The organism is Streptomyces sp. NPDC058157 (assembly GCF_042884105.1).
GTDB lineage: Bacteria > Actinomycetota > Actinomycetes > Streptomycetales > Streptomycetaceae > Streptomyces.
The window spans coordinates 1-7,033 of record NZ_JBHVUQ010000292.1 but is presented as its reverse complement, the minus strand read 5'-3'; the positions used below and the strand labels follow the sequence as shown (position 1 = coordinate 7,033).

Annotated in this window: 5 protein-coding genes and 1 pseudogene; 2 read left to right on the top strand and 4 right to left on the bottom strand. The window is 75.6% G+C overall.

The features are described 5' to 3' along the window. The 3 genes and pseudogenes from ACFVXK_RS35955 to ACFVXK_RS35945 all read right to left on the bottom strand — a co-directional run. Positions 1-148: pseudogene (locus ACFVXK_RS35955) on the bottom strand (VOC family protein); the annotation flags it as partial. A gap of 27 nt (positions 149-175) precedes the next feature. Next, complete coding sequence (locus ACFVXK_RS35950) at positions 176-3,145, bottom strand: hypothetical protein (protein WP_389620739.1); 2,970 nt, start codon at positions 3,143-3,145, stop codon at positions 176-178. 1 nt (position 3,146) lies between these two features. Then, the gene (locus ACFVXK_RS35945) at positions 3,147-3,989 is read right to left on the bottom strand and encodes a hypothetical protein (protein WP_389620736.1); all 843 of its coding nucleotides are present in this window, start codon (positions 3,987-3,989) and stop codon (positions 3,147-3,149) included. A 246-nt stretch (positions 3,990-4,235) separates the two neighbouring features. Here ACFVXK_RS35945 and ACFVXK_RS35940 point away from each other — a divergent pair, with 246 nt between their 5' ends. Beyond that, positions 4,236-5,219: an SDR family oxidoreductase gene (locus tag ACFVXK_RS35940; protein WP_389620733.1), complete on the top strand. Its 984-nt coding sequence runs from the start codon at positions 4,236-4,238 to the stop codon at positions 5,217-5,219. Here ACFVXK_RS35940 and ACFVXK_RS35935 read toward each other — a convergent pair. Further along, positions 5,210-6,238, bottom strand: a complete 1,029-nt coding sequence (locus ACFVXK_RS35935; protein WP_389620730.1) for a helix-turn-helix transcriptional regulator — start codon at positions 6,236-6,238, stop codon at positions 5,210-5,212. The genes ACFVXK_RS35940 and ACFVXK_RS35935 overlap by 10 nt on opposite strands. A 181-nt stretch (positions 6,239-6,419) precedes the next feature. Between ACFVXK_RS35935 and ACFVXK_RS35930 the strand changes: the two genes are divergently transcribed. After that, positions 6,420-7,033, top strand: a 614-nt coding sequence (locus tag ACFVXK_RS35930; protein WP_389620727.1) for a GTP-binding protein, incomplete at its 3' end; no start/stop codon positions are given.

Genomic DNA, 7,033 nt, shown 5'->3' with positions numbered 1-7,033 from the left:
GGTACCACATGACCAGTCCCAGACCGCCCGCCTGGAAGAAGACGGTCTCCTCCACCTCCTGCCCCCGCCAGCCCAGGGCCCGGTAGAAGGCCTTGGCGCGGGCGAGGTCGGAAACGCCCAGGGTGACCAGGGTGATGCGCTGTTCCATGGGGTCACCGTACGCCCGCGGGCCCGGCTATCCGGGCGCCGACAGCTCCCGGTCGATCTCGGCGGCCGACCGCTGCCGGACGGCCCGCTCGAACAGTTCCCGGATCGCGGAGCACTCCCCGTACGGGTACCGGACGTGCCAGTGCGCGACCACGTGCTCCAGCAGGTCGAAGCGGCCCGCGCCGGCGATCGTCGACGCGGCCAGCAGGCTCTGCCGGACACTGAGCACGGTGGCCGGCGGGTCCTGGTGGTTGCCCTGCCGGACGTACATCATGGCCTGCATCGCCAGCACCGGCTCCGGTGAGGTCCAGAAGTGCGGGTTACGGGTCCACTCCGGCGGCCGCGCGGCGCAGCCGGGGTGCCAGTCCGCGAAGTCGGCCCGCAGCCGCGGCAGCACCGGTACCGGCTGCTCGCGCGGCCCGAAGGGGCGCCCGGCCAGTACCGCGCTCGTCCGCGCCGCCCCTTCGGCGTCCGTCCCGGCGAACGCCTCCCGCACGAGGCGGGCGTTGACCCAGGGGTCGTCCAGGGCGAGCAGCGCCGGAACGACCACCTCGTCGCGCAGGTCCCGGGGCGTCGCGGAGTCCGGGGCTTCGGCCGGCCGGCCGACGTGGGGGGCGCCGAGCAGCGCGTCCCACAGGGGCCGGTCGCCCTGTCCGACCAGCGACCGCACCAGGTCCGGGCTCAGCGTGGTCCGGGCCAGCACGACACGGGTGGCCGGGTCGAGTGCGCCGACGACGGCGTCGAGCAGGGCGCGCGGAGCGAGATCGAGGAGGGCCGCGGGCGCACACCGCAGGCGGGCCGCGCCGGGGCGGGCCTGCGCGGCCGGCTCCGCCGACGCGGCGTCCAGGAGCTCGGGGAGCGTGCCTTCGAAGTCCGCGGCGAGCAGGCGCACGGCGCGCACCCAGGGGCCCGGGTCCGACCCCAGGCGCTCGCGGACCAGACCGGCAGCCGGGTCCAGGTCCGGCCCGACGAGGAAGTCGGCGGCGGGCACCGTGTCCAGCGGCGTGCCCCCTTCCGCGAGCCGGACCGCCGTGCGCAGGAGCTGCGGCAGCGGGCCCGAGAAGAATCGGGTCAGGCGCAGCAGTGCCAGCCACGGTCCGGCTCCGGACGCCGGGCCGTCGGCCGACTCCGCCGCGCCGAAGGCTCCTTCGACCAGTGCGGCGACGGCATCGGACGGGGCCGGGGCGAGCAGGTCCTGCGCCGGGCGCGCGTGTGCGAGCACGTCGGCCGGGGTCACGGCGGGCTCCCAGCCGGGCCGGGGGGTGGCCAGGGCCATGGCGGGCCCGGCCCAGCAGCCGCGCAGTCCCGCCCCCAGGTTCCCGCGGGTCAGTGCCGTGACGGCGGAGTCCCGGCCGGAGTACAGGCGGAGCAGGTCGAGCCCGCCGGGGGTGGGGGCGGTCAGGGCGGCCGCGACGTCGGGCGGGCAGTCGGCGTGCGCCAGCAGGATCCCGTACCGTTCGCGGGCCGAGCCGCGGTGGTCGCGTACGTCCGGGTCGGCGAGGCGGTCGCGGACGAGGTCCCAGTCCACCGGGTACGAGCCGGCGCCGGTGACGGCCCGGCTCGTGGCGGCGAGCTCGGTCTGGGTGAACAGGCCCAGGCGGTAGGGCCGGAGGCCGGCCGGCAGGCGCAGGCTCCAGACGCGCAGGGCCTCGTCGAGGAGTCCGCCCCGCTCACGGCGGGCCTCGGCGGCCTCGCGCAGCGGACGTACGGAGTCCTCGGCCACGGCGCGGGTGAACGCCGCGCGCACCTCCGCGTCCCGGACCCGGGTCTCCTGCCCGGCCAGGAGGGAACGCAGCCGGGCGGTCCCGTCCGGTGATTCCCCCGTCCGGATGCCGGCCACCAGCTGCTGGTACGGGGTGAGCAGCTCCTCCCCGCCGCCCGCGGGCTCCTGGAGCGAGGCCTGCAAGGCCTGTGCGGCCAGGCCGGGTTCGCGCGAGTCGAAGCACAGCCGCAGCAGGTCGGCGTCCCACGGCGGGGACGGCGGAGCCTCGATCGCGGCGTGCACGGCGGGGGTGCGCGGCAGCGGGTCCGGGCTCCCCGGGCCGAAGGGGCGGCCCTCCAGCAGGGCCAGCCGGACCGCCGGCTCCAGCCGGTACCCCCGGTCCCGTCCGGGGCCGAGCAGTCCGGTGAGCAGCCATTCGTTGATCCGGGGATCGTCCCGGCGCAGGAAGGCGCGCTCGACCTCGGCCTCGCGCTCGCCGGTGCGGGAGGCGAGGCGGTACGTGCCGCCGAACAGGTGGGCCCAGACCTCGCGGTCGCCGGTGTCGATCAGCGCCTCGACGAGTCCGGCGTCCCTGGCGCCGTGGGCGAGCCGCTGCAGGGACCACGGGGCGATGCGGGCCAGGAGCCTGCGCGGCAGGTCGCCCGGCGCCAGCGGGATCAGCCAGGCGACCTCGTTCTTCGGATGGACGAGCGCCCCGGGCACCGCCCCGGGGACCGTCCCAGGGGCCGCCCCGGGAACCGCCTCGGGGGAGTCCTCGTCCAGGGCGGCGTCGAGGAGGGCGGGGAGGTTGCCGCTGAAGCCGGCAGCGAGCAGCTCGAACACGCGCAGCCAGGCCCGCTCGTCGCCGCCGAGGCGGGCGCGCAGGTGCCGGGTGAGTTCCGGTGACGGAGGAACGCTCCACCCGTGGGCGTTGCGGAAGGTGCCTGCGGGGGAGGCGAGCCACTGGGCCTCGTCGTCCCCCGCCGGCACCGCCGCGTGTCCCGTGCCCACCGCCGCGGCGAGCTCGGGGCCGAGATCGCCGCGCGCGGCGGCGAGGGCGGCCTGGGCGCGGGTCAGGCCCCGGCGTTCGAGGAGCGCCGCGACCTCCGCGCCGTCGCCGTGCCCCGCGACCCAGTCGCAGAACCCCTCGGGCGGAGCGCACCGCCGCTGGCGCAGGATCGCGGCCCGTCCCCCGGGGCCGAGCGCTTCGGCGACCTGCGCCGCGGCGCTCCGGCCGGCGTGCCGGAACAGCAGGAGGAACGCGGGGTCGGCGCCTTCGATGTCCATTGTGCTCACGTCATCGAACCTGTCGGCCGAGGAGCGAGGCCAGGGTGATGCCGTACCGGGTGCGCAGGCGCCGTATCTCCCACAGGGAGAGCGCGGTGACCGACAGCGGGCCGCCGAGCATGAAGGCGCAGAGCACCTCGGGCGGTGCCGCCACGTCCGGGCCGTCGAACAGCTGGAAGGCGAACAGGGACCACACCAGCAGCGGCGACAGCAGGGCCGGCAGCAGCTCGTGCACGTCCCCCGTGCGGAAGCAGCCGTTCAGTCCGACGACCAGGGCGACCAGGGTGAAGAGGACGGCGGCGACGAGGACGACGACGCAGACGAGGGTGAGCACGACGAACAGCAGCACGACCAGCAGACCGGTGAAGATCGTGCCCAGGAAGGTGCCGAAGAGGCCGAAGGTGATGTCGTGCGCGCCCACGTCGCCGGGGGTGACGATGTCGCCGCTCAGGGCGGCCGTCATCAGCCAGATCACGCCCGCGCCGAGGACCGGCGCGGCGAGCGCGAGCAGTGGTCCGGGCAGGCGGCTCGCGTACAGGCGCCCCAGGGGTGCGCGGGCGAGGGCGATGCACAGGCCGATGCCGATGACGCCGGTCACCACGACGATGGCGCACCCGATCAGCAGCTCCTCCAGCTTGCCGAGCACGAAGTCCTGACGGCCCGCACGCAGCGGGTAGGCCAGGATCAGCCAGGCGGTGGCCAGCAGTCCCAGGGTCGTGCGGATGCGCTGCATCCAGGCGATGACCGGGTCCTCGACGCGGTCCGGCCCGGCGGGGCCGGCGAGCGCCCGGGCCGCCGTGACGGGATTGGGCACGGAGCGGGCGCGCTCGCTCAGGCGCTGACGGGTGATCAATGGGGCCCTCCGGGAAGCGTGACGAGGGCGGCCGCCCCTGGGGTTGGCATGCCCGCGTCCTCATTATCGTCGCAGCGACGATAATAGGCCACGGCTGCTCATGCCCGAACCACCCCCCGGGCCGCCGGAGTTCACGCCCGGGCCGCCGGGCCGGGTCGCGACCGGTGACCCGCGGCCGGGGTGACGCGCGACACGCTCGCGAAAGGGTGACGTGTTCTGTCGGGTATGGCGCGGACGCTGGATGTCATGAGCGACGAGGAGAACACCATCCAGAACCGACGCGACACCGATCACCCCGGTCCGGCGGGCCCGCTCGCGGGGCGGATCGCGCTCGTGGCCGGCGCCACCCGCGGGGCGGGACGGGCCCAGGCCGTGGAGCTCGGCCGGGCCGGCGCGACCGTCTACGTCACCGGCCGCACCACCCGGGCCCGGGCCAGTGAGGTCGGCCGGACCACCGAGACCATCGAGGAGACCGCCGAACTCGTCACCGCGGCGGGCGGCGGCACCGGGACCGCCGTCCCCACCGACCACCTCGACGAAGCGCAGGTACGCGCCCTCGCCGGGCGGATCGACCGGGACCACGGCCGGCTCGACATCCTCGTCAACGACCTGTGGGGCGGCGAACACCTCCTGGCCGGCTCGGTGTTCGGGAAGAGGAGCTGGGAGACGCCCCTCGCCGACGGCCTGCGCATCCTGGAGCTCGGCGCGCGCTCGCACGTCATCACGGCGGCACTGCTGCTGCCCCTGCTGATCCGCTCCGACGCACCGCTGCACGTGGAGGTCACCGACGGCACGGCGCGCTCCAACCGCCGCTACCGGGAGAACATGTACTACGACCTGGCGAAGAACGCCCCGATCCGCCTCGCGTTCGGGCTGGGCCAGGAGCTGGCGGAGTACGGCGGCACGGCCGTCGCCGTCTCGCCCGGCTTCCTGCGCTCGGAGCAGATGCTCGCCCACTTCGCAGTGGCCGAGGAGAACTGGCGGGACGCGATCGCCCGGGAACCGGCGTTCGCGATCGCCGAGTCCCCGCACTACCTGGCCCGCACCGTCGTGGCGCTCGCCGCCGACCCGGACCGCGCGCGGCGGTGGAACGGCAGGTCCACCTCCAGCGGGGAACTCGCCCGGGTGTACGGGGTGACGGACGTCGACGGCAGCCGGCCGGACGCCTGGGCGTACTTCGAGGACGTCGTGTACGGCGGGAAGGAAGGCACCGCCGAGGACTACCGCTGAGGGTCGGCTCCGTAGAGGGCGGCCAGGGCCGCCGCTTGCTCCCGGAACCGCTCGCGCAGGCCGGGCGGCGCCAGCACCTCGGCGTCCGCGCCGAGCCGGGCCAACTGGTCGAACGCGACGTCCTCGGACTCCGCCGGCAGGTCGAGCGTGACCAGGCTGGCGGCGTCCGGGGCGCTCGCCGAGGCGAGCGCGTCGGCGACCGCGGCCCCGTCCACGACGGCGGGCAGCCGCCGCAGCCCCCGGGCGGTCAGCCGGACCGTCACGCCGGTGCGCAGCAGGGTACGGGCGAAGGCGGCCGAGCGGGCCGCCCAGTGCGCGGCCAGCTCGAAGTCCGGGTCCCGCACGAAGGGCTCCCCGGCCCCCTCGACGGGGCCGAGGGCGGTGATCCGGTCGACCAGGTAGGTACGCCAGCCGCCGTCCCGCTCCGGCCCCCCGCCCGGGGCGCGGACCACCGCGTACCAGGCCCCGGCCTTCAGCACGAGCCCGTACGGCTCCACCACCCGCGTCACGGCAGCCGGCGGCGCGCCGTCGCGGCCCGGCCGCACGTACGACAGCTCGACGGGCCGGTCCGCCCACACCGCGCGGGCCAGCTCCGGCAGCAGGGGCGGGGTGACGGGCTCACGGAACCAGGCCGGAGCGTCGAGGTGGAAACGGCGCACGGAGGACTCGGCGGCCTGCCGCAGCGACGGCAGCAGGGTCGCGGTCAGCTTCAGCCGGGCCGTCCGCGCCGCGTCCGACAGCCCCAGATCCCGCAGCGCGGAGGGCAGACCGGACAGGAAGAGGGTCTCCGCCTCGCCCGGACCCAGCGTGGTGAGCCGCGTCCGGTACCCCGCCGCGAGGAAGTACCCCCCCACCCGCCCCCGTTCCGACCGGACGGGCACGCCCGCCTCCTGCAGGGCCTGCGCGTCACGGATCACGGTCCGCTCGGAGACCTCCAGCTCACGGCCGAGGGCGGCCGCGGTCAGACCGGGGTTGGACTGGATCAGGAGGGCCATACGGATCAGGCGGGCGGCACGCATCCCCCCAGCATCACCGACCGTCCGGGCACAGTCGAACCGCGGCGATATCCGGTGGCGTCCCCGCGAACGGTGTGCGAGCGTTCCCGGGACAGCCCGCCACCTCCGAGGAGACCACCGATGCGCCGACCGTTCATGTCCCCCGCGAAAGGAACGACCACCCACCTGAAGGACATGACGCCCTGTGCAACCCACGCCACGCACGCTCAACCTGGGGATCCTCGCCCACGTCGACGCCGGTAAGACCAGCCTGACCGAGCGGCTGCTGTACACGGCCGGGGTCATCGACGAGATCGGCAGCGTCGACGCCGGCAACACCCGGACCGACAGCCTGGAACTGGAACGCCGCCGCGGCATCACCATCAAGTCGGCGGTGGTCAACTTCCCCCTCGGGAGCGGGGAGTCGGCCGTCTCCGTCAACCTCGTCGACACCCCCGGCCACCCCGACTTCATCGCCGAGGTCGAACGCGTCCTCGGCGTCCTCGACGGCGCCGTGCTCGTCGTCTCCGCGGTCGAGGGCGTCCAGCCGCAGACCCGCGTCCTGATGCGCACCCTGCGGCGGCTCTCCCTCCCGACCCTGCTGTTCGTCAACAAGGCCGACCGGCCCGGCGCCGACGACGTCCGGGTGCTGCGCGAGATCGAGCGCGGGCTCGCCGTGCCCGTCGTCCCCATGGGGCGGGTCACCTCCGGGCTCGGCACGAGGACGGCCCGGATCTCGGCACCCGCCGGAGAGGACGAGGCGTTCACCCGGCGCCTCCTCGACGTGCTCACCACCCACGACGAAGACCTGCTCGGCCC

Coding starts and splice junctions, on each gene's coding strand:
- ACFVXK_RS35935 (WP_389620730.1), bottom strand. CDS start 6,238: ATGCGTGCCGCCCGCCTGATCCGTATGGCCCTCCTGATCCAGTCCAAC.
- ACFVXK_RS35940 (WP_389620733.1), top strand. CDS start 4,236: ATGAGCGACGAGGAGAACACCATCCAGAACCGACGCGACACCGATCAC.